The sequence below is a fragment of the Candidatus Thiosymbion oneisti genome (assembly GCF_900092655.1).
Classification (GTDB): Bacteria; Pseudomonadota; Gammaproteobacteria; order Chromatiales; family Chromatiaceae; genus Thiosymbion; species Thiosymbion oneisti.
Window position 1 is genome coordinate 1 of the sequence record NZ_FLUY01000926.1, and the last position, 2,902, is coordinate 2,902.

General features: G+C 59.8%; 2 protein-coding genes. Both read right to left on the reverse strand.

Annotated elements, in window-relative coordinates:
* Positions 1-176: 176 nt before the first annotated feature.
* Positions 177-1,961, reverse strand: a complete 1,785-nt coding sequence (locus tag BQ17_RS09545; RefSeq protein WP_089726505.1) for a sodium:solute symporter family protein — start codon at positions 1,959-1,961, stop codon at positions 177-179.
* Between the two features lie 18 nt (positions 1,962-1,979).
* A complete protein-coding gene (locus BQ17_RS09550; protein ID WP_176722367.1) occupies positions 1,980-2,237 on the reverse strand; it encodes a DUF4212 domain-containing protein in 258 nt (85 codons plus the stop codon).
* Positions 2,238-2,902: the final 665 nt, after the last annotated feature.

A 2,902-nucleotide genomic window follows, 5' to 3' on the forward strand; every position in this document is an offset into this window, starting at 1 on the left:
TAGCCTACCGAGGCGCTTAATCGACGCTGGAGCGTCGGGATCTGCTCCCACGCTGGAGCGTGGGGAGCCAGCCGAAATTCCTCGCCGCGCATGGGTTCTCCTAGCAGGTCATTCCAGCTAACGAAAAAGCCCCGCCTGAGCGGGGCTTAAGGAAGACACCGGGTCTTGACGGCGCGTCAATGGGCAGGGGCCTCTCCGACACTCCTGGGGACCCGGATGTCCTCGACCAGGTGTTGGATATGCTCCGGCGGCTCCGCGGTCACCTTCGAGACCAGGATCGCCACCCCAAAGTTGACCAGTGCCCCAACCGCCCCGAAGGCATTCGGCGATATCCCTAAGAACCAGTGCGGTTCCAGGTCGCCCAAGAAGGCGGTGCCGGGGACGAAGAAGATACCCTTGTGCTGGAACACATAGGCCATGGTCACGCCGATACCCGCGATCATGCCCCAGATGGCGCCGGTCTTATTCACCTTCTTGTTGAAGATACCCATCATCAGCACCGGGAAGATGGAGCTCGCCGCCAGACCGAAGGCGATGGCCACGGTGCCGGCCGCGAAGTCCGGCGGGTGCAGACCGAAGTATCCGGCCAAGACGATGGCGCCGGCCATGGAGATACGTCCCGCCAACAGCTCTCGCTGCTCTGAGATGCCGGTCCAGAACACGCCCTTGAGCAGGTCATGGGAGATGGCCGAGGAGATGGCGAGCAGGAGCCCGGCGGCCGTCGAGAGCGCGGCTGCCAGACCGCCGGCTACCACCAGCGCGATGACCCAGTTCGGCAGCCCGGCGATCTCCGGATTGGCAAGGACCATGATGTCCTTGTCGACCTTGACCATCTCGTTGCCCTTCCAACCGAAGGACTCGGCCTTGGTTGCAAACGTCTCGTTCTTGTCGTTGTAGTACTGAATGCGCCCGTCGCCGTTCTTGTCCTCGAACTGCAAGAGACCTGTGGTCTCCCAGTTCTTGAACCACTGCGGACGCTCGTCGTAGACCAGGTTGCCGGTCTCTTCACCGACGGGACCGACCTGGATGGTCTCCAGCAGATTCAGGCGGGCCATGGCACCGACGGCGGGTGCCGTGGTGTAGAGAATGGCGATAAACACCAGGGCCCAACCGGCCGAGCTGCGGGCGTCGGCGACCTTGGGTACGGTGAAGAAGCGGATGATGACATGGGGCAGGCCCGCGGTCCCGATCATCAGCGACAGGGTGTAGACGAACATGTTGAGCTTGCTGCCCATGACCTGAGTCGAATACTCCTTGAAGCCGAGCTCCGTAACCACCAGGTCCAGCTTGTCCAGCAGGTAGGTTCCGGAGCCGTCGGTCATCTCGCTGCCCAAACCGATCTGAGGGATCGGCATCCCCGTCAGGTTCAGTGAGATGAAGATCGCCGGGATCGTGTAGGCGAAGATCAGCACACAGTATTGGGCGATCTGGGTATAGGTGATGCCCTTCATGCCGCCGAGCACGGCGTAGATGAACACCACCCCCATGCCCACATACAGGCCCCACTCATAGCTCATCTCCAGAAACCGGGAGAAGGCCACGCCGATCCCCTTCATCTGACCGATGACATAGGTGATCGACGCAATGATCAGGCACAGGACGGCCACGATGCGAGCGGTCTTAGAGTAGTAGCGCTCGCCGATAAACTCCGGCACCGTGAACTTCCCGAACTTGCGCAGATAGGGTGCCAGCAGCATGGCCAACAGCACATAGCCGCCGGTCCAGCCCATCAGAAACACCGAGGTGCCATAGCCGCCGAAGGCGATCAGGCCCGCCATGGAGATGAAGGAGGCGGCGGACATCCAGTCCGCGGCGGTCGCCATCCCGTTGGCGATCGGGTTGACGCCCTTGCCGGCGACGTAGAACTCGCCGGTAGATGCGGCGCGGGCCCAAAACGCGATGCCGATGTAGACCGCGAAGGTCACGCCGACGATGATGTAGGTAAGAACTTTTAGATCCACCGATCTTTCCCCCGTATCTCAATCTTCATGAACGCCGAATTTCTTGTCGAGCTGACCCATACGCACGGCATAGACGAAGATCAGAACGAGAAAGGTGTACATAGCCCCCTGCTGAGCGAACCAGAAACCCAGCTTGTAACCACCGAACGAAATGGTGTTGAGCACGTCCACCAACAGGATTCCGAAGCCGTAGGAGACCAGGAACCAGATGGTGAGCAGAACGATCAGCAAACGCAGATTTGCTGACCAGTAGGCAGCGCGATTCTCGGGTGTCATCAGTAGCCACTCCCCTGGTAGATAGGTTTTTTTCGGTATCCGGGGTGACGGACAACAGCGAACCATCACCATCCGCTTCCCGCCGCACCGACCCGGATTTGGCGGAGGGACATTCAAACCGGCCCTAGTACCTCGTTTCAGTAAAATTTTCTGATAAAACCGGCCTCTGTCATCTCGACCGAAGGGAGAGCCCTTTGGCGATAAGACTGGCGATAAGACAACCACAAAGTTACAAGATCCTTCCTTCGTCGGACAAGGATTTCTTGCTTCGCTCGAAATGACAACAAGCAAAATTGGATGAAATAGGGTACTAGCCCGTTTTGCCGCCGAGCCGCCGGCCCGCCACGGCTGAGCGACATTCTGTTGCCGCTTACCTTGGCCTGTCAACGATTGGCCCCATCGTCACGGAAAGGGTGGTGGTAAATTTTCAAGTGGTAGCCTGGAGCGATTCATCGACCACTCCCGGTTGCTTTTTGGATCCCCTCACCCCGGTCCCCTCGCTGCGCTCGGGGCAGGCTCTCTCCCGGTGGGAGCGGGGTGAAGCTCGTCGGTTGGGCAAAGCCGGTAGGATGTGGTGAGCGCCTGCCGACCGCCCCAGGGACGGGGCAGGTAGGCAGCGAACCGCATCTTTGGACGGCGGCGTGCCCAACAAATCATTTAAATAT

Excerpts from the sequence above, each read along its gene's own strand:
- BQ17_RS09550 (WP_176722367.1), bottom strand. The coding sequence starts at position 2,237 with ATGACACCCGAGAATCGCGCTGCCTACTGGTCAGCAAATCTGCGTTTG.